15 protein-coding genes, 1 tRNA gene and 2 pseudogenes are annotated in these 18373 nt (G+C 58.1%); 5 read left to right on the top strand and 13 right to left on the bottom strand.

The window, feature by feature from the left end; genetic code table 11:
* Position 1: 1 nt before the first annotated feature.
* The 7 genes from AC1Z3W_RS20575 to AC1Z3W_RS20545 form a co-directional block, all read right to left on the bottom strand.
* Positions 2–370, bottom strand: a complete 369-nt coding sequence (locus AC1Z3W_RS20575) for a putative type VI secretion system effector (protein WP_483508372.1) — start codon at positions 368–370, stop codon at positions 2–4.
* Positions 367–1173, bottom strand: coding sequence for a T6SS effector BTH_I2691 family protein (locus AC1Z3W_RS20570; protein ID WP_483509574.1), 807 nt, complete (start codon positions 1171–1173; stop codon positions 367–369). The genes AC1Z3W_RS20575 and AC1Z3W_RS20570 overlap by 4 nt, the downstream gene beginning before the upstream one ends.
* Positions 1174–1290: 117 nt before the next feature.
* Positions 1291–1542, bottom strand: a complete 252-nt coding sequence (locus AC1Z3W_RS20565) for a PAAR domain-containing protein (protein ID WP_175826098.1) — start codon at positions 1540–1542, stop codon at positions 1291–1293.
* An 11-nt stretch (positions 1543–1553) separates the two neighbouring features.
* Positions 1554–2285: a putative type VI secretion system effector gene (locus tag AC1Z3W_RS20560; RefSeq protein ID WP_175826099.1), complete on the bottom strand. Its 732-nt coding sequence runs from the start codon at positions 2283–2285 to the stop codon at positions 1554–1556.
* A complete protein-coding gene (locus tag AC1Z3W_RS20555) occupies positions 2282–5182 on the bottom strand; it encodes a T6SS effector BTH_I2691 family protein (RefSeq protein ID WP_483508371.1) in 2901 nt (966 codons plus the stop codon). The genes AC1Z3W_RS20560 and AC1Z3W_RS20555 overlap by 4 nt, the downstream gene beginning before the upstream one ends.
* A 43-nt stretch (positions 5183–5225) precedes the next feature.
* Positions 5226–6203, bottom strand: a complete 978-nt coding sequence (locus AC1Z3W_RS20550) for a DUF4123 domain-containing protein (RefSeq protein ID WP_483508369.1) — start codon at positions 6201–6203, stop codon at positions 5226–5228.
* A 5-nt stretch (positions 6204–6208) separates the two neighbouring features.
* On the bottom strand, positions 6209–8740 hold the full coding sequence (locus tag AC1Z3W_RS20545) for a type VI secretion system Vgr family protein (protein ID WP_175826102.1): 2532 nt from the start codon (positions 8738–8740) through the stop codon (positions 6209–6211).
* 287 nt (positions 8741–9027) lie between these two features.
* Between AC1Z3W_RS20545 and AC1Z3W_RS20540 the strand changes: the two genes are divergently transcribed.
* The 5 genes and pseudogenes from AC1Z3W_RS20540 to AC1Z3W_RS20520 all read left to right on the top strand — a co-directional run bounded on the left by AC1Z3W_RS20540 (position 9028) and on the right by AC1Z3W_RS20520 (position 13574).
* Complete coding sequence (locus AC1Z3W_RS20540) at positions 9028–9756, top strand: hypothetical protein (protein WP_483508368.1); 729 nt, start codon at positions 9028–9030, stop codon at positions 9754–9756.
* Positions 9757–9988: 232 nt separating this feature from the next.
* Positions 9989–10837, top strand: a pseudogene (locus AC1Z3W_RS20535) (DUF2345 domain-containing protein); the annotation flags it as partial.
* A 124-nt stretch (positions 10838–10961) separates the two neighbouring features.
* Positions 10962–11765, top strand: a pseudogene (locus AC1Z3W_RS20530) (hypothetical protein); the annotation flags it as partial.
* Positions 11766–12340: 575 nt separating this feature from the next.
* Entirely contained in the window at positions 12341–13276 is a 936-nt protein-coding gene (locus AC1Z3W_RS20525; RefSeq protein ID WP_483508367.1) for a hypothetical protein, read from the top strand.
* A 46-nt stretch (positions 13277–13322) separates the two neighbouring features.
* A complete protein-coding gene (locus AC1Z3W_RS20520; protein ID WP_124834821.1) occupies positions 13323–13574 on the top strand; it encodes a PAAR domain-containing protein in 252 nt (83 codons plus the stop codon).
* Between the two features lie 570 nt (positions 13575–14144).
* On the opposite strand, the gene AC1Z3W_RS20515 is transcribed toward AC1Z3W_RS20520, so the two are convergent.
* The 6 genes from AC1Z3W_RS20515 to petA form a co-directional block, all read right to left on the bottom strand.
* Positions 14145–14220: transfer RNA gene (locus tag AC1Z3W_RS20515), tRNA-Thr, on the bottom strand.
* Positions 14221–14239: 19 nt separating this feature from the next.
* The gene (locus tag AC1Z3W_RS20510; RefSeq protein ID WP_057924752.1) at positions 14240–14761 is read right to left on the bottom strand and encodes a ClpXP protease specificity-enhancing factor; all 522 of its coding nucleotides are present in this window, start codon (positions 14759–14761) and stop codon (positions 14240–14242) included.
* 69 nt (positions 14762–14830) lie between these two features.
* Positions 14831–15442 (bottom strand): glutathione S-transferase N-terminal domain-containing protein, encoded by a 612-nt coding sequence (locus AC1Z3W_RS20505; protein WP_006400565.1) that lies wholly within the window; start codon positions 15440–15442, stop codon positions 14831–14833.
* A 94-nt stretch (positions 15443–15536) separates the two neighbouring features.
* Positions 15537–16295 (bottom strand): cytochrome c1, encoded by a 759-nt coding sequence (locus AC1Z3W_RS20500; RefSeq protein ID WP_057924753.1) that lies wholly within the window; start codon positions 16293–16295, stop codon positions 15537–15539.
* 21 nt (positions 16296–16316) lie between these two features.
* Positions 16317–17699 carry a cytochrome b gene (locus AC1Z3W_RS20495; protein WP_124834822.1) on the bottom strand — a complete coding sequence of 461 codons (1383 nt, stop codon included), beginning with the start codon at positions 17697–17699 and terminating at the stop codon, positions 16317–16319.
* On the bottom strand, positions 17696–18316 hold the full coding sequence (gene petA / locus AC1Z3W_RS20490; RefSeq protein ID WP_057924755.1) for a ubiquinol-cytochrome c reductase iron-sulfur subunit: 621 nt from the start codon (positions 18314–18316) through the stop codon (positions 17696–17698). The genes AC1Z3W_RS20495 and petA overlap by 4 nt, the downstream gene beginning before the upstream one ends.
* Between the last annotated feature and the right edge of the window lie 57 nt (positions 18317–18373).

The raw sequence follows: 18373 nt of genomic DNA, 5'->3' as shown, positions 1-18373 counted from the left end.
TCTAAGCTGCCACCATATCGTCCTGAACTCTCCGGATTGAATAGGTAAAGTACCGATCACGCGGCCTCGGTTCGGCAACGATCTCGACCTCATCACCGTCTTTCATCGGCATTTTCCAGAGCCATCCCTCGATCTGCTTGCCGTCGAGTTCAAATTCCACCCAGTCCGCTTCTTCCTCCGAATTCGCAGACGATTGAATTAACCCAATTGCAGATGCACCCATGCCCGCCAACGCTGCCCCAGCAGCCGTCGCTTGTATGTAGGCATGCTGCGCTTCACTTAAAACGAAATCCTGCTGGCGACGCCGGCACTTAAGGTTACGGATCGTGCCTCGCAGCACCTGAACCGCATATTCTCGCTCAGAACTCATGCCATCTCCGTCATTGCCTTATCAAAGTCTTTTTCCTGTTGTTCCATATCTGTGTATTTCTCGACGCCATGATCTTTCACTCGAAGGATAGCCTCTTTACCGGTACCAAATGCACAGCGAGAACACCAGGATTCCAACTCATCGGGGGTTAGGGTATCGGCAAGTACCTGCAATGCGAACAATCCAATCGTCGCTTCCCACGTGATTAGCATGCTCACCGCTCGCAGTGATGCAATCATTACCACTCGCGGCGCCGCTGTCTCGATCGCCATAATAACGACGCGGCTTCCAGTACGGGCCGCCAGTTTCTTAAACAGTGGCGCTGCAGTACTAATGGCATCGATAACGAACGCCGTGCCGCTGGCTACCCCTAACCCAGCCTTCACGAATAACACTGCCATCACATCATATTGGCCGGCCTTTTCTTTCTTACTCCCTGCCCCAGCATCTAACCACGCCGCCGCAAATGCCCCAGCCCCCGACAAAAAACCACCTACCATCTTCCAACTCATCGTCCGAACAGCCTTCTTCAGCGTCCCGTAATACGGAGTCATCGTGATTGTGATGATTGACGCACTGAGTGATGCGCCAGACTTGATCAACTTGGCGTTGGTATCTTCGTCCTTGGCTTCCGACAACAGATGCCAGAAGTTCACCAACTCGCATAGCGCAGCAATCACCGCGATACGACCGAGACGAAGCTCCTTCATCGCATTCGCGTCCTTGTCCGCCTTCAACTTTTCCCATACCTCATACAACTCGGTGGTCGGGTTAGGCCCGGCCTTTGTCGCCCCTGCCAACACTGTTCCGGCGCGGAAATTCGACGTTGCGCGCCACGACCTGGCACAATCATGCTCGCCTGATTTTCCTGCCTCCAAACCGCGACGATCGAGTCACCCTACAACTCGTGTAGATTAAGATTAGGTAAGGCTCGAAATGAGGTGGCAACCGCAGGTCGCCCGGTGACCGTGCCGAGCAATCGGAATACCGTTATCTGTCATCGATTCATCGCCCTCTTCGATCAAATTCGGTTTGACGTCCGGATGTTGGGGGCAAGTTACCTCATCCCCCCTGCGAGCAACGAAGCGACCGTCGAAACGCATCGTCGACGAACCGGTGATCACCTTGCCGCCATGGTCGGTATCATCACCGACGCGGATGAGATTCATCATCGTAAAATGCCTTACGAACGATAGCGAAAATAGTGAATGCCATATTCGAGATCTCGATTCTCTGGTCTCATCTCCTTCGACGAACGCACGAGATTAATCCTACGGACGTCGCTCCAGCCGTAGCACGAGAAAATTACTTCGGCCAATTTGGCAAAGTGCTTCATCTTCAGATAAGCACGGTGGAATAAAATCCAGAATATCAATAGAGAGAAGGCACCCGCCCCGCCGAGAACTATCACGAGAGTCTCCCTGTCGATACCACCTGAATCACGTGACAGCATGAAGCACATTAGGGCGTAGATCGGCACAAAAAACCACAGCATGATCTTCATCAGCCATCGATAAAGGGCCGTCCTTCCTCTCGTCGCATGCGGGTACACCGCAACCGTATCGTCCTCGACTCTTCGGATCGAATAGGCAAAGTACCGATCACGCGGCCTCGATTCGGCAACAATTTCAACCTCGTCACCATTTGTCATCGGCATCTTCCAGAGCCATCCCTCGATTTGCTTGCCGTCGAGTTCAAATTCCACCCAGTCCGCTTCCTCCTCCGAATTCGCAGACGATTGAATTAACCCAATTGCAGAAGCACCCATGCCCGCCAACGCTGCGCCAGCAGCCGTCGCTTGCATGTAGGCATGCTGAGCTTCACTTAAAACGAAGTCCTGCTGGCGACGCCGGCATTTAAGGTTACTGATCGTGCCTCGCAGCGCCTGAACCGCATATTCTCGCTCAGAACTCATGCCATCTCCGTCATTGCCTTATCAAAGTCTTTTTCCTGCTGTTCCATATCTGTGTATTTTTCAACGCCATGATCTTTCACTCGAAGGATGGCCTCTTTCCCGGTACCAAATGCACAGCGAGAACACCACGACTCCAACTCGTTCGGGGTTAGGACGTCGGCGAGCACTTGAAGTGAAAATACCGCAATCGTCGCTTCCCATGTAATCAACATGCTTACCACTCGAAGCGATGCAACCATTGCCACCCGCGATGCAACGGCCTCGACCGCCATGATGACAACTCTATTCCCTGAGCGAACTGCCAACTTCTTAAATAATGGTGCCGCAGTACTGATGGCATCGATAACGAAGGCCGTACCGGACGCAGCCCCTAGCAGCGTTTTGGCGACCAGGATCCACATTACGTCGTACTGGCCACTCTTCAGCTTTTTTTGAGTCGCCCCATAGTCCAACCACGCTGCAGCAAATGCCCCTGCCCCCGACAAAAAGCCACCCACCATCTTCCAACTCATCGTCCGAACAGCCTTCTTCAGCGTCCCATAATACGGAGTCATCGTGATTGTGATGATCGAAGCACTGAGTGATGCGCCAGACTTGATCAACTTGGCGTTGGTATCTTCGTCCTTGGCTTCCGACAGCAGATGCCAGAAGTTAACCAACTCGCATAGCGCAGCAATCACCGCGATACGACCGAGGCGAAGCTCCTTCATCGCGTTCGCGTCCTTGTCCGCCTTCAACTTTTCCCATACCTCATACAACTCGGTGGTCGGGTTAGGCCCAGCCTTTGTCGACCCTGCCAACACGGTTCGTGCTGTGCGAAAACGCTGCAAGATTTCGCTTCGGCTCACCTTGTCATACTGAGCCTGCTTGCGGACAAGTGCCAGTGCATCCTCGACCGGGACACCCGCTCGCTGGAGAAACAGCGTCTGAACAATCTTCTCCCCGACGAAGTCCCCCAACTTATTGATTCGGAGTTTTTCGAAAACCCGATCACCAATAGCCATGAGTAATACGTCACGCCCTTGCTCTTTGTACGTTGCCCCTAAGTACGAGATCTTCGCTGGGTTTGTTTCGAGCGCCAACTTTGAATATTTCTTGTAATAATCAACCAGTTTGCCAATGTACTTCACCGCCGTTACGACGTATTTGACACCATCGTCCTCTAGCGGCTTATCCTTGTGCTCCAATGCGCTGGCGAGAAATTTCTCAAGTTCCTCGCGCCCCGCAGGATGATTCATGGCAACTGCCCGCCAAACGATGCTTTCCTTGTCCGTCGGCTTCCAACGGCCAATCAGATCATCAAGAATCGCAACTCCTTTGGGCGTTGATCCCAGCCCGTCGATTGCCATTGCAACGACAACCTCGAATTCGAAGCTGTCGCTGAGATCGTCGCAGTAATAGTCCTCCAGCGTATCCGCAAGAAGCGGTGCTCGCAGCCATTTTCCAACATCATTGCTGCGTGTGTCCTGCAACTGGAACACCGCGTTCTGCAATTTCTTGTATGGCTTGCGGAAATCCTCGATCTGCTTGCGCTGAAGTCTGGCTTCGTACCGAGACCATTCGGACTTCTGCATTCTGTCTAGATTACGATCATGGAAGCCGGGTTGCGCTTTCGCATACTCACGCGCTTCGTTCATGATCTCATCGCGGTACTTACCAAGGTAAGGCGCACTTGAACTTGCGCTGCCCGCGCGACTAAATCGTCCAATCTGGATAAGACGCGTCTGATAGCTCCCCGGGATGTTATTGGCAGCCATCCAGTCGAGATCATCATAGTACGCATTGACCTCTTGGGCACGTGCAGCATCCGCGCCCGCCAGTGCTCTGGTGCGTTGCGCCGCCAAACCCGCGCGGGCCGTCGCCGAGCCGAGCGGAGTCATGGCATGCGCCTCTTTCGCCATGGCCTCCTGCGTTGCGAGATTCTGTTTTGTACGCGAATCGACGATACGCTTGGCCGTGTCGATGTCGTTCAGAGCCATCACTTTCATGCCGAGTTCCTGCTGCGACCCATATCGGTCGAGCCAGGACACCGGGTCGTTGCGAAAGCCGTTCAGTTCGTGAACGTTGCCGACCGCATCCCACAAAGCGAGCAACATTGGGGGATAGGTCGGCGGAGTAGCCCCGCTTCCACCCGCATCCGTTTTTCCAATGTGGCCCATCATTTTCAAAAGCGCCTGGCTCGCCGATGCTGGCGATGCCTGTCGAATATTCAAAGGATAACGCGACACCTCACGGGCAAGCAGATCCTCTCGATAGCTACCATCGTCTGAAGTAAAGCGCTGCTTGTCGTCCAACACGTCCAACTGCTTTGCATCCAGGCCCGGCATGTACTCGAGTACGTCGTTAACTGACGATTCCGTTGCAACGACCGCGTGACCTGTCCCGTCCTTTCCGGTAGTGATCCATTTTGACGGTTCGATCCATTGCATACGTTGTTTACGCAAGTCTACGTAAATCTCGTATTTATCAAACGTTCGCGGATGCCACGCAAGTTGCGAGAACGCGATATAGACCTTCCCCGTACACAGTTCGGGTTGCTCGATCGCAATGACATCCATCGGTACGGCGATGGCACACTGCGCACAATTCGGATGGGTCGTCGGAACCGACGGCAGCGGTCGCGACTGCTTCCATAACCGACCGTCTTCAGTCACCTTGTACACTTCCCAGTAATTGGGACCACGTGCACCCACTTCGTAGAAAAGATAGAGCCAACCATCGCGCAAGGTCCGCAGACCGTATTGATGCTCGGAGAGGCTGACATTGGTGACACGGTCGCCAACGATGCCGGCGGGCATCTTGGCCTTTACCGTTTTGGGCAAGACTGTGTACCGTACCGGCAAGATCGGCAACCCAGTCTTCTCACAGTTGGCACATTTCTGGTTATTTGCTGCCATACGCTCTCTTCGTATTGAATTCAGGCAATTTTGCCAACACCAATCAACGAGACGACGAAGTGCTCAATCGATCGTACCAAGCGCCGTCTCGAATCTCCGCGACGTCCTCTTTTGTCAGTGCAGCAACAACTGCTGCCGTATAAAACGTGTCTGGCGCTCTTGCGCCCAAAAGCTGCAGCACCTTCGGATGTAGGTCGAACTGGGGGTGCCATCCCAGAGCACTTTCAACGAATGCCACGCGATCGTCCCGGTCGAACAGTCCATAGTGCTCGGCACGCTCAGCGGCAGCGACTGCCGCAGCAATTTCGGAGGGTTCCGGCTGACGATCAGCCTTCATGGCATACAACGCAAGCGCTCTATTGACCAATCCGTGACGATGAATCTGCTGCCACTGCTCAGTCGTCAACGAAAGATCCGCACGCGACCCTGCCGACACACTGTACGTGCGAGGTTTAGTGCACGCGTCGAGCGCATGCCATACCCTTACCGGCCCCAGTAGCGTCTGCTGTTGTTCTTCGGAGAGCACTGGCCAGATCAAACTAAGGGCTCGCGTATCGTAGAAGCGCAGCACACACGGTAACCCCTCCTCGTTGTACTGCAAAACGTGGCGTCCCCAATGCCCGGCGACCTCGTCTAACGACGCCTCACTGGCCAGCCATCCACCGACGCGCTGTCCCAGTCCTTCGGCCATTGACATAGGGCGACGATCCGCGAAGGCAATCCTCACACTCTCCGCAAGCACTCCTGCCCCTTCGGGAGTATTAAGATCCAACTCGACAAGATATGGCCGGTGATTGTCAGGAAACGCGTCGTGCATCACCTCGACGATCGCACGCTTCAACTCATGGAACCGCTCAGCTCCCTCGTCATCATTCGTGAAATCTCGCTGACTCGGATCGACGACGAGATAGCAGTGCATCTTGGGCTGCTTGCTGAAATATGTGCGCAAGTTGCTGACGGTAGCGTCTATCGCAATGGCCTCCGGCCCCTCATCCACACCGAGCGCGTCTGAGTCTTCCATATCCACTACTCCAGTACAACGCTCGAAGCGCTATCTGCGGACGCCGATGCCGTCTTCCACGAACACCCCTTCGGCACGCTCGCAATCGGTGAAGGTAGGCGCATTGACGACGCGCCCGGTTTGTCCCAACTCGCACATTTTTCGAGAATCTGGCCGCTCGTTCCGTTCTCGATCAGATCAGGTGTGATCTTGATGTACGAACCGCCTGCACCGATCCAGATCTCCTTCTCCGCCGAAATGACGACTTTCCCATTCGAACTCGTGATCGTCACGTCGTTAAGCGCGGCGAGCTTCATCTCGTCGCTCTGCGCCTGAATTTCGACCTTGCCCTTGGACGCAAAGAGCTTGATCCCTGCGTTCTGCGCGAACAGGCTAATCTTCTCCATTACACTTACGATCAGCGATTTGCCGGCGGCCACGTGCGTGCTCTTGCCGCTCACGATATTGACTTGCTGATTGGCCGTCAGTTGCGCTGAATCCTGAGTCGACAGCCCCAAGCCCGCAGGACTCGCCATCAGCATGATCGGTGTCGAGAAGCCGTTCGCGTTACCCGTGCCGCCGCCCGCAGTCCGGCCGCCGCTGCCGGCGCCGCCGCTCACGCTATAGTGCGTCGCGTCGGTGAACTTCTTGAGTGCGTCCTGCCCTTCCTGCAAACTTTCGGCCTGATTCGCCGAGCTCGCCTGCGACGTCAAATCCACAACGGTTTCCGCACTGGCTAACTGCTCGGACGCAGCCGTTACGTTCAATGGTTGGTTCGTTGCTGTCGGATGGGTAGATACGAACAAGCCCTGCCCCGCCCGGATGGCGCCGTAGGCATCTGATTTGAGGTCAAAGCCGCTTCCAAGGAAAGCACCACGCGTATTGTCGGTCTGCTGGATCAGGTACCCCAGGTGCAAGTGGGACTGATAGCTGCTCGAGTAAAGATGAACCCGATTCTGCTGCGTCGAGTCGTCCATTACGAGCTGGTTGTAGCCAGTGCCGCCGTACTCACGCGAGCGTTGACCGGACAACAAGCCGTTCGTGTGCCACACCGGCTGCGTAGCCCCCCCGTACATTCTCGCGATAATGACAGGCCGGTCACAGTCACCTTCCATGAAACCGACGACCACTTCGTCGCCCTTGCGCAGCGGCTGAATCCCGCCACGATTCGAGCCTGCATCCAGGAACGTCGGGCGCACCCAGCACGATGCACGTTCGTCCTGGCCATTGCGGCGGTTCCAGTGGAACCACACCTTCACCCGGTTCAGTGAGTCGGTGTACACCTCTTCCCCGCTCGGCCCGGCAACGATCGCATTCTGCAATTGCATGACCGGCTTCTTATGTTCGAACGGGCTACGGAACGGGACGTTGCGCGGCTGCGCTTCGACCACCACCTGAAAGAAACCTTCGCTGCCGTCTGCGTGGCGAACCGTCGCGCCAGCTTTCGCTTGCGCAACTTCCGCAGCCAGCCCGTCGGGAAATTGATCCGCCTCGTCCAGACCAGGCAGGTTGTTGCAAATCAGCCAGTCAACCCCGAGCAGAACAAATTCGCGATCCGGTTGGCTACCCGCGTCATGCACCGGATGACCGCGAAGTTCGAAGCGCCGCCCCGGCATCGCGCAGCGCAAGCCGCCAATCCCGTGAAAACGTTTCATCCGCGATTTGCGCTCTTCAAGCCGAACCTGGGCAAGACGCTCACCTTGTTCGCGGTCCGACCACATGTACGCGCCGGGGTAGTCGTAGATTTCCCCATCGGTCGGCAACTCGCCGTTCACGTCCGTTACGCCCTGCACCTGCCGAGGGAGATCGGGCCGCTTATAGTCGAACGAGCGCGACGTCAGCTGCGCACTGTCGATCTGAAGCTGCTCCTTCCACTGCGCGAACCCGTCCAGTTCCCCACTGATTTCCGTAGGACCGAACTCGACAACGGGTTGTTTCAGTTGAGGGACGAAATAAACGTCGTCCGTCAACACCATCGTGTGCGATCGACCATTTTCGGCTTGCTCGAAGTACGGAAATACGCCGACCTCCTCCATGCTGCGATAGACGAAATTCAGGTCGTATTCCCACTGCACGCGATTGGAATAGGACGGCAGCGGCTTGTGCAGATCGATGCGGAACGCGCCCCGTGCTTGCGGGTGCTCGTTGAAGACGTCGGTCAGAATCTGCTCGCCGCTCTGCTCCTGCCAGTCACGCATGTCGCGGCGTAGGCGCAAGAAATAGAGCCAGGACGAGAACGCCAGCTTGTAAAAAGTCAACGGGCCATCCGCTCCCAGCCGGCTGAACCGGTGAACGTAGCCATGGATCGGCATGTATGAGCCGTCCGTCTGCTGAATCCAGAGCGTAACCGGCTTGGCAAGCAGCGCACTCAGTTCAATCTGGCTACCGCGTGGTGAAACGGCATCAATCACGAATTCGTAATCGCGACCGAGCCGGGCGGTGCCTTTCACATAGAGCGGCAATAACCAGTCGACGCCGAGCGGCGTGTCGAGTTTGACAAGACGATTGTATTGCGCGTCGCCTAGACGCAACGTCTTATAAAGTGCGGTTTGGCCCATGCAGCTTTCCCTTGGTTGGTATTCAGGTGGGGTTTCTGCCGAGGGCTGATTATAAATGCCTTTCGGAACAAGACGATAGTGCGCCTCGCATATCTACCTATCTCGAAAAAATAGCGACCCGACGTTCGTGCGCGAAAGAGCCAGAATTTCACAATCTTTCAGGAAAAAATTTCCGATTGCTTCGTGAGCTAGATTTTTTTAATCACATATCACCTCCACGAGCACGGCCCACTATCGCCGCTTCACCGACGCACCTCCGCATCGGCGCACTTCGCTCAGGAGACTTCGTGAATTCCACTCTCTACACCGCCTTGCTTGTCGGCCTAGCCATCGTTCTCGTCGCCATGTTTGCGTTCGGGTGCTACTGGCTCGCGACCAAAGACCGTCCCACTTCCCCTCAAACCCCAGCCCCGTCCTCGCCATCGTCCACTGTGATCTACGAACACGATGAATGGGAAGCGCAGGCACCGTATCCCGATCATGCGATGGACGCGCTACACAACCCTGTTTCAGTATCGTCAAGCCCCGCAGCATCCGCTCGCTCGTCGTCCACACCGCCCCAGATCGATGAATCTATTTTCGAGACTGCCTCGCCCACACCGGAGGCGCATCGCGCGCCGCCGCCCTCCGACTATTTCTCCTATGCGCCCCAACCGGCGACGGAAACTGCCTCGCCCGCAGCGGGCGCACATGGCTGCCCTCATTGCGGTTCGACGCATATTGAGACGCGCAATGTCGGTCGTAAAACCGGCGGCACGATCGGCAGCGTCGCCGGCGCAACAAGCGGTTTTGCCATGGCGTTGTCCGGCGCTGAAGCCGGCGCAGCCCTCGGCGCAATCGGCGGACCGGTCGGCGCTGTGTTCGGCGGACTGGCCGGTGCGGTCGTGGCCGGTCTGCTCGGTAGCGCAGCCGGTTCTGTTGCCGGCACCGCAGTCGGCGCCGTGCTCGACGACAACGTGTTTGACAACTATCGGTGTCTGACATGCGGCCACGGCTTCGGCTCCACCATTCGCTGAGCCCCGTCCGTGCCGTCTGATCCGCGCAACCGGCCAAAAGCGCTCAATTACCGAACCATCGGGCAGCGTCGGCATGCCGATGCATCGCGTCGCGTTCGTCCATTCTCAGGAAACGAACCATGCTCTATCCCTCTCCCCTCGACTACCTCGCCGCGTTCGCCCTCGCGTTCATTGGCGGGATGCTGGTCGCCGCATGCCATTGCAAATACGTCGGCAAGATTCGCAAGGAGACTACCTGATCGAGCAGAGCGGCAACACGCGCGGCGCGTTCCTCGGCAACGGTTTCGACCTGAAGTCCGGCGCCTACGGCGCCGTGCGCGCCGAGCAGGGGCTGTATGTGTCGACGCAGCCGGCCACCGCGCAGCCGCTGAACGTGACGGCCGCCACCGAGCCGCTCGCGGGCGCGGAAGCCGTATTCGAAACCGTGTCGAAGGCCAGCGAAACGAACCGGGCTGAAAGTCTGCAGGACGGCCAGGCCGCGCTGAAGTCGTTCACCGACGCGACGCAGCGCACGGTCGCGGGTTCGACCAGCGGCGGGCGCACAGCGGGCGGCGGCACTGGCAACGCGAACGGCTTCTCGAAGCCGGTGATGCTGCTGTCGAGCCCCGAAGGCATCGCCGCGTCGACGCAGCAGTCGGTGCACATCACCGCGAACCAGCATGCGAACGTGGTAGCGTCGAAGAACGTCAACCTGGCGGCCGGCAAGTCGCTGCTCGCGAGCGTGCTCGACAAGATTAGCCTGTTCGCGCAAAACCTCGGCATCAAGATTTTCGCGGCGAAGGGGCCTGTGGAGATTCAGGCGCAGAGCGGCCCGGCTTCCCTGGTCGGTCTTCAGGACGTGAAGATCGAAAGCGCGGACGGACGGTTGATTCTAACGGCCGCGAAGGAAGTGTGGATCGGCGCCGGCGGCTCGTACATCAGCATCAAGGGCGGGTTGATCGAAAACGTGACGACCGGACAGATTCTGGAAAAATGCGGGAACTGGGACAAGCCGACCGGGGCGAGCGGGACGATTCGCGACCCGTTGCAGTCGACGCCGGTGTCGACCGACGGCGGGCGCGGCTCGCTGTTCTCCGGCTGACGCCTGGCCGACACCCAGCGCAGAACCGCCGGGGTCGACCGACGGCGGGCGCGGCTCGCTGTTCTCCGGCTGACGCCTGGCCGACACCCAGCGCAGAACGAAAAAACGAGAGATTCCGAGAAACATGAGCAAGAACCCTCCTTCCACGAAGCCGACCCCGCCAACCAAGCCAGCGGCCGCACCGAGCGCCCCCGCGACGCCGCCCTACGCTCCGCTGAACTGGGCCTTTCCGTTCACACCGGCCGACAATGCGGACGCGGCCGACCCGATGACCTACATGAAGGCGCTGGCCGCCGCTGAAGACGGGTTCTATCCGCTTGGCGCGAACGGCATGTGGCACGGCGGCATCCACTTCGGCCAAGGTACGGGCGCGAAGCTGAAGCAAGGCGACGGCGTCCGCGCGATCGCCGATGGGGAAGTCGTCGCATATCGGCTCGACAGCAAGTATCCGGAGCAGGACTACCAGGACGGCCGGCACGCGCTGTACTCGACCGGCTTCGTGTTGATCCGCCATCGACTGCAACTGCCGCCGCCACCACCGAAACAGAATCCAGCTAAGAATTCTGGTACGGAGCCAGCGGCCAGCACGAGCAAACCGGCACCGAACGAGACGTTGACGTTCTTCAGCCTGTACATGCACACGATGGATCACAACAGCTACCAGTCGGCGGCAGAACAGGCGAAGGTCGCCCAAGCCGACAGCGCCAAGCTGAACATCGGGCCTATGCCGTATTGGGAAGGAGATCGTTACTATCGCGTCGGCGAAAAGGCGAAGGACAAGCAGGAAGTCCCGCGGCCGAAGGCGCCGGTGCCGCCGCGGCGCAACGCCGCCGATAGCGATCCGCTAGGCGACCTCATCCGCAACAATTTCGAACCTCCGCCGACAGACGAAGAGCCCCAAAACGCGACACCGCTCCCGCCCCCGGTCAACGAAGCGTCAGAACAGAACCTAAGAACCTTGCTTACGGGAATCAAAACGCTCTATATCGACCCGAGCAACACCTGCAACGTTCCGCACATTGCGTACATGCTGGCGACATCGAGAGTCGAATCGTACGATTTTCATAAGGGCATCTTCTTTGGACCGATTCGCGAGGGAATCAGCGAGGCAAAAGCGGAAATCGACTATGGGTGCGGCCCGACCGCACGTCGCCCGGAGGTTGCCAAAGCCAACGGTAATACATCGGTAGGCGACGACTACAAATATCGGGGCCGTGGCCTGGTTCAGATTACGTGGAAGAAGATGTACGGTGAGTTCGCAGGGCGACTCAAACTACCGCTTGTCGAAAATCCCGACATCGCCCTCGAGTGGGACACTGCCTTTAAGATTATGGTAATCGGAATGCGTGATGGCGTATTTACTGGCTCATCACTGTCCGACTACCTAAATAGCTCAAAGAAAGATTACATTGGAGCCCGACACATCATTAACGGATCCGACAAAACCAGAATATTCGCAGAATATGCCGAAAAATTTGAGAAGCTTATAAACGATACGAGATCATGAAAGCAAAATACATTTTATCATTAACACTCCTCCTAACGATATCGTCGGCAGTGTTCGCAAAGGAGTGTTCTGACTCACGAACGTGTACCGTATTTACTGATAGCAAAGGCGCGGTCATGTATCAGGACGGCGAGCGAAATACAGTCCTTATGAAGGCTGACGACAGGAATGTCGCCACGTACACCACATATGTGTCAAAGCGAAATCAGAAATACTACTTGATCCGGGAGAGTAGCACCAACGATCATAGCCTGATCATCGTTCCGATAGATTTTTATGATCAATCTGTAAGTTTCAAAAGAGTATTATTTCTCTCCATTGACTTGATGAAATCCACTCAAGCCGGACATGAAGTCTGGTCGGGCAGTGAATACAATCTCGCAGAACCATCCCGTCTCAATCAATTCTCTTGGGATAAGGCATATGACTGGCAAGGAAAGTTGCCTGCATCCGAATTCAAATCGGATAAATTGTCGCACGCCCCCGGTGGGTTTTCTGCAGTGCGGGTCACTGTTTACGATGGAGACGGAAAGACCAATGGGACACGCACCTTCCTCTATCAAACTCGCAGCGGCTTGAATCCGGATAGCATCATTTGCTATAGCAATTGTGATTTCTCCGCCGCCTCGCTCGATGGAGATTTCATCGGTACAATCGGAAAGCACCCTCTCCATGCCTCTCTAAATCAGAGGGATGGAAAAATTATCGGCCATTACTCATACGACGGGAAATCGGGGAAATTTTACCTATCAGGGAACATCGAGAATGGTAAATCAGCCACCATTGGAGAATATGAAAAGGAAGATGAAAAAAATGAGACGGGGAGATTCAGCATTACAAAATTCAAACCATATATAACTGGAACATGGGTATCCAGACGCAATAGCGCTCAGCTTCCCGTGGTTTTGCTTCCTGATGCAATCTACCAATGATGAGACGGGATTTCGACAACGAATCTCATTCGGTGAGGAGGCAATCATGATGAATCTTATCCGCGTCGGCGACGACACCGACCACGGCGGCAAGGTCGAAACGGGCTCCACGACGATGCGCTTCGACGGCCGCTTCGTCGCGCGCAAGGGTGATCGCGTGTCGTGCCCGCAGCATCCCGAGGTGTCGCCCAACGTCATCGAGGAAGGTGACCCGTCGATGACGGACGACGGCGTCCCGATCGCTCGGCACGGCCACCGCGCAACGTGCGGCTGTCACCTGATCTCGAGCCTCACCTGAGCGACCAGGGGAGCAGACCGCTCGCGATCACGAAATGCCGAGACTGCATAATCAGGGCGCGTAAAAGTGCATAGAAGAATCGCCCCGCCGATCGCCACGTGGCCCGCGCCGGGCGGCCCCGAGCACTGGGCGCATGAGTGCATAAAAACGTTCATTTTTGCGGGCAGGTGGGGCGGGGTCACAACTGCGCGCGCCGGGTCTGAATCGTCATCCCAAGGGCAGGGGTCCGGCCCTTGGGATGCCCCGCCGACGCGCCAAGCGGCCCGCCACGGCCCTGCGGCAGGCTGGTCCGAGCCATGGGATGCATCTAGGCGGCGGCCGTCCAGAGGCGCTATAAACCGCCGCGCGCGTGCATGGGCGCCAGACGCAAAAAAGCCGCCGGCACCGAAGTGCCCGGCGGCTTTGCTTTGCCAACCAATCTTGCGAATGACCGCCTTCCACGTCCCGGAAGGTGTCTTGACGATGGTTGCCATGTACCTGCTCTGAGAGCTGACTGTACCGAAAATGTACTTTTCAACGCCCAGAAAGCACAAGGGGTTACGTGAAATTCACGTAACCCCTTGATTTTATTGGTGCCGGCTGCAGGACTCGAACCCGCCACCTGATGATTACAAATCAACTGCTCTACCAGATGAGCTAAGCCGGCGTAAGCGCGAGATTCTACCTCATTTCACGATCTTGAGGCGAGGCCTGCTGCTGCCTTTCGACCCATCTCCGTCGGTTTTCGGCGGTTCGTCGGCACCTTCGGACGGTTCTTCATTCGCACCGCGCTCGGCGACCGGCGTCAGCACGGCAGGCGACTCGTCACGCCGGGCCTCGTCGGCCTGCGCGGCATCGTCTTCGAACGCGCCCGAATCCTCGCCCTCACCCGCCACCACATCGACCTGGAACGCCATCCCTTGCCCGTTCTCCCGCGCATAAATCGCGAGCACGTTGGCCACCGGAATCTCGATCTTGTGCGCCTTGCCCGAAAACCGGGCGGTGAACTCGATCCACTCGTTACCCATCTGCAGCTGGCTCGTCGCCTCGAAGCTGATGTTGAGCACGATCTCGCCGTCACGCACGAACTGACGCGGCACGCGCGTCGAGTTGTCGACCCTCACCGCAATATGCGGCGTGTAACCGTTATCGGTGCACCACTCGTACAGCGCGCGCAGCAGATAAGGCTTCGTTGAAATCTCTTGCATCACAATCCTCGAACCCGGAGCGGGCACGCGGCAAGCCGCGCCGCCCGCTCCGTCATGCCCTCATTGCATTCAACGACGCATGACCTTTTCGGACGGCGTCAGTGCTTCGATATAGGCCGGACGGCTGAAGATCCGCTCGGCATACTTCATCAGCGGCGCAGCGTTCTTCGACAGCTCGATGCCGTAGTGATCCAGACGCCACAGCAGCGGCGCGATCGCGACGTCGAGCATCGAGAACTCCTCGCCGAGCATGTACTTGTTCTTCACGAAGATCGGCGCGAGCTGCGTCAGGCGATCGCGGATCGCGAGGCGTGCCTTCTCGTGGTTCTTCTCCGCTGCCTTGCCCTTCTCGTTTTCGAGCGTGCTGACGTGAACGAACAGCTCCTTCTCGAAGTTGAGCAGGAACAGGCGTGCACGTGCGCGCTGCACCGGGTCGGCCGGCATCAGTTGCGGGTGCGGGAAGCGCTCGTCGATGTATTCGTTGATGATGTTCGATTCGTACAGGATCAGGTCGCGCTCGACCAGAATCGGCACCTGACCGTACGGGTTCATCACCGAGATGTCTTCCGGCTTGTTGAACAGGTCGACGTCACGGATCTCGAAATCCATGCCCTTCTCGAACAGCACCAGCCGGCAACGCTGGGAGAACGGGCAAGTTGTGCCGGAATACAGAACCATCATATTTGCGTTTCCTCAAAAAAGCCGAGGGCCGGCACGCGGCGCAACCCCTTTCACGGGTTCCGCCTTGCGCCGGCCCCACGCCGGTCAGGCGTGTTTACTTGATATCTTTCCAGTACGCGGCATTGAGCCGCCAGGACAGGAAAGTCAGGACACCGAGAAAGATCAGCACCCACACGCCGAGGCGTTTGCGGGTCTGCTGGGCCGGCTCGGACATCCATGTCATATAGGCCACCAGGTCGGCCACCGCAGCGTCATAGTCCGGCGGCGACAGCGTCCCCGGCGTGACTTGCTGGAAGCCAACGAGCGTGTGGACCTTCTCGCCCGTCTCCTCGTCCGTCTTGTCTTCGAATTTGGCAGTGCGCTGCCCCTGCAGTTGCCACAATACATGGGGCATGCCGACGTTCTCGAACACCGCGTTGTTCCAGCCGGTCGGCCGCGTATCGTCGCGGTAGAAACTCCGCAGATACGTGTACAGCCAGTCGCGGCCGCGCGCCCGCTCCTCGACCGACAGGTCGGGCGGCGTAGTGCCAAGCCAGTTCTTCGCGTCGTCGGGCCGCATCGCAACGGACATCGTGTTCCCGACCTTGTCGGTCGTGAACAGGAGATTCGTTTCGATCTCCTTCTGGGATATGCCCAGATCCGTCAGACGGTTGTAGCGCATCAGGTTCGCGCTGTGGCAGTTCAGGCAATAGTTTACAAACAATTGCGCGCCGTGCTGAAGCGAAACGAGATTTTCCGTGTTATCGGGCGCCCGGTCGAGCGGAAAATTACCTTCCGCGCGCACGGCCGGCGCCGCCAGCAGCGCAACGGCCGTCGCCCCGATCAGCGCGAGCGTCGAAAGCAGTTTCTTCATGTCGTTCTCTCCTCGCTCACGTTAATGGGGCTTGAAGCGCACCCGTTCCGGCGGCTGCTTGAACGTGCCAAGCGGCGTCCAGACGGGCATGCCGAGGAAGAACGCGAAGTAGATCAGCGCGCAGCCCTGCGCAATCAGCGTCGCGGCCGGCGATGGCGGCCGTGTGCCGAGGAACGCGAGGGTCAGGAACGCCGCGACGAAGATCCCGAGGAACACCTTGTGGAACAGCGGCCGGTAGCGGATCGACTTCACCGGGCTGCGGTCGAGCCACGGCAGGAAGAACAGCGTGATCACCGCCGAGCCCATCACGACGACACCCCAGAACTTCGACTCCGTCAGGAACATGAACACGACGATCGCCGCGGCCAGCACCGGCAGGCCGACCTTCCACTTGCCGCGCGCGCGGATCAGCGCGAGCACGCCGAGCAGCGCAATCACGATCATCAACACGATCTTGAACGGGTCGGTGGTCGCACGCAGCATCGCGTAGAACGCGGTGAAATACCAGACCGGCGCGATCTCCGGCGGCGTCTGCAGCGGGTTCGCCGGGACGAAGTTGTTCGACTCGAGGAAGTAGCCGCCCATCTCCGGCGCGAAGAACACGATCAGCGCGAACACCATCAGGAACACGCAGACGCCGAAAAAGTCGTGCACCGAGTAGTACGGGTGGAACGGGATGCCGTCGAGCGGGATGCCGTTCGCGTCCTTCTTCGCCTTGATTTCGATACCGTCCGGGTTATTTGACCCCACTTCGTGCAGCGCGACGAGGTGCGCGATCACGAGGCCGACCAGCACGAGCGGAATCGCGATCACGTGAAACGCGAAGAAGCGGTTCAGCGTGACGTCGGAGACGACGTAGTCGCCGCGGATCCACAGCGACAGGTCCGGGCCGACGAACGGGATCGCAGAGAACAGGTTCACGATCACCTGCGCGCCCCAGAACGACATCTGGCCCCACGGCAGCAGGTAGCCGAAGAACGCCTCGGCCATCAGGCACAGGAAGATCGCACAACCGAAGATCCACACGAGCTCGCGCGGCTTGCGGTACGACCCGTACATCAGCCCGCGAAACATGTGCAGGTACACGACGACGAAGAACATCGACGCACCGGTCGAGTGCAGGTAGCGGATCAGCCAGCCCCACGGCACCTCGCGCATGATGTACTCGACCGACGCGAACGCAAGCGTCGAGTCGGGCTTGTAGTTCATCGTCAGGAAGATGCCCGTGACGATCTGGTTGACGAGCACCAGCAGCGCGAGGGAGCCGAAGAAGTACCAGAAGTTGAAGTTCTTCGGCGCGTAGTACTCGGAAACGTGCTTCTTCCAGGTGGACGTGAGCGGGAAGCGCTGATCGATCCAGCCGGTGAGACCTGTCGTGGAGACTTCCTTGTTGTCGGCCATCACGCTTCTCCTTTCTCGTCCTTGCCGATCACGAGGGTCGTTGCCGACGTGAACATGTAGGGCGGGATGTCGAGATTCTGAGGCGCCGGTTTGTTCTTGAACACACGGCCGGCGAGGTCGTAGGTCGAACCATGGCACGGGCAGAGGAAACCGCCCGGCCAGTCGTCCGGCAGGTTCGGCTGCGGACCCGGCGTGAAGCGTTGGCTTGGCGTGCAGCCGAGGTGCGTACACACGGCCATCACGACGAGAATGTTCTTGCGATCGGCCCGCGAGCGATATTCGTTCGCGCAATACGCGGGCAACGGCATCGTATAGGGCTTTTCGGAGGTCGGATCGGCCACTTCCTTGTCGGCCTTGACCACGTCGGCCAGCATCGAATCGGTGCGGTTCAGGATCCAGACCGGCTTGCCGCGCCACGGCACAGTGACCATTTCGCCGGGCTTCAGGCCGCTGATGTCGACCTCGACCGGGGCTCCGGCCGCTTTCGCTTTCGCGGACGGCGCAAGCGACGCCGCGAAAGGTATGACGGTGGCTACGCCTCCCACGCCACCTGCTACGGATGTCGCAATCAGCCAGGTACGGCGGCCGCTGTCGACGCGTTTCTCTTCCTTGTCTCGCATCACACGCCCCACTTCTGAGTTGGATTTTCCGTCACGACTTTCCATTCCGCCGCTAGT

Source organism: Burkholderia sp. 10_S31 (genome assembly GCF_056930375.1).
Note: the sequence above shows the minus strand (reverse complement) of the source record. Positions and strands in the feature narration are given on the sequence as shown.

Coding starts and splice junctions, on each gene's coding strand:
- AC1Z3W_RS20575 (WP_483508372.1), bottom strand. CDS start 370: ATGAGTTCTGAGCGAGAATATGCGGTTCAGGTGCTGCGAGGCACGATC.
- AC1Z3W_RS20565 (WP_175826098.1), bottom strand. CDS start 1,542: ATGATGAATCTCATCCGCGTCGGTGATGATACCGACCATGGCGGCAAG.
- AC1Z3W_RS20560 (WP_175826099.1), bottom strand. CDS start 2,285: ATGAGTTCTGAGCGAGAATATGCGGTTCAGGCGCTGCGAGGCACGATC.
- AC1Z3W_RS20555 (WP_483508371.1), bottom strand. CDS start 5,182: ATGGCAGCAAATAACCAGAAATGTGCCAACTGTGAGAAGACTGGGTTG.
- AC1Z3W_RS20550 (WP_483508369.1), bottom strand. CDS start 6,203: ATGGAAGACTCAGACGCGCTCGGTGTGGATGAGGGGCCGGAGGCCATT.
- AC1Z3W_RS20545 (WP_175826102.1), bottom strand. CDS start 8,740: ATGGGCCAAACCGCACTTTATAAGACGTTGCGTCTAGGCGACGCGCAA.
- AC1Z3W_RS20525 (WP_483508367.1), top strand. CDS start 12,341: ATGAAAGCAAAATACATTTTATCATTAACACTCCTCCTAACGATATCG.
- AC1Z3W_RS20520 (WP_124834821.1), top strand. CDS start 13,323: ATGATGAATCTTATCCGCGTCGGCGACGACACCGACCACGGCGGCAAG.
- AC1Z3W_RS20510 (WP_057924752.1), bottom strand. CDS start 14,761: ATGCAAGAGATTTCAACGAAGCCTTATCTGCTGCGCGCGCTGTACGAG.
- AC1Z3W_RS20505 (WP_006400565.1), bottom strand. CDS start 15,442: ATGATGGTTCTGTATTCCGGCACAACTTGCCCGTTCTCCCAGCGTTGC.
- AC1Z3W_RS20500 (WP_057924753.1), bottom strand. CDS start 16,295: ATGAAGAAACTGCTTTCGACGCTCGCGCTGATCGGGGCGACGGCCGTT.
- petA (WP_057924755.1), bottom strand. CDS start 18,316: ATGCGAGACAAGGAAGAGAAACGCGTCGACAGCGGCCGCCGTACCTGG.